Origin of the sequence: Bradyrhizobium sp. BRP22 (genome assembly GCF_020194175.1) — a bacterium.
Lineage (GTDB): Bacteria > Pseudomonadota > Alphaproteobacteria > Rhizobiales > Xanthobacteraceae > Bradyrhizobium.
The window spans coordinates 1-668 of record NZ_JADYVX010000113.1 but is presented as its reverse complement, the minus strand read 5'-3'; the positions used below and the strand labels follow the sequence as shown (position 1 = coordinate 668).

Sequence of the window (668 nt, the reverse complement as noted above, 5' to 3'; positions counted from 1 at the left end):
CGTCCAATCGCCAACACGCGGGTGTACTTGCTGGATGGCCATGGCGCGCCCGTGCCGTTCGGCGCGGTGGGTGAGCTTTACATTGGCGGGGCGGGGGTGGCACGGGGCTACCTCAACCGCCCTGAGCTGACCGCGGAGCGGTTCATCGCCAGTCCCTTTGTCGAGGGCGATCGGCTGTACCGGACCGGCGACCTTGCACGTTATCTGCCGGACGGCAATCTTGAGTTCCTGGGCCGCAACGACGATCAGGTGAAGATCCGCGGCTATCGCATCGAGCCGGGCGAGATCGTCACGCGGCTTTGCGAGCACGCCTGGGTGCGCGAGGCGGTGGTGGTGGCGCGCCAGAACGGCGCCGGCGACAAGCATCTGATCGCCTATGTGGTCTGCGCGCCCGAAGCCGGCTCACACGAGGGCGATAGAGGCGGGGTTGCGGGCGCCTTGCGGGCGCACTTAAGTGCGCGGCTGCCGGACTACATGGTGCCGAGTGCGTTCGTGCGTCTGGCGGCGCTTCCGCTCACGGTGAATGGCAAGCTCGATCGGAACGCGCTGCCGGCGCCGGCCGATCAGGCCTATGCGCTGGCGGCCTACCAGTCGCCGCAAGGTGCGGTCGAGACGACGCTGGCGCAGATCTGGGCCGAGCTCCTTGGTGTCGAGCGCATCGGGCGCAA

Annotated in this window: 1 protein-coding gene; it reads left to right on the top strand. The window is 68.3% G+C overall.

Going from position 1 to position 668, the window contains the following annotated elements; translation table 11 throughout:
* Positions 1 to 668: AMP-binding protein (locus I6F35_RS39600; protein ID WP_225122968.1), on the top strand; the 668-nt coding region annotated here is incomplete at both ends.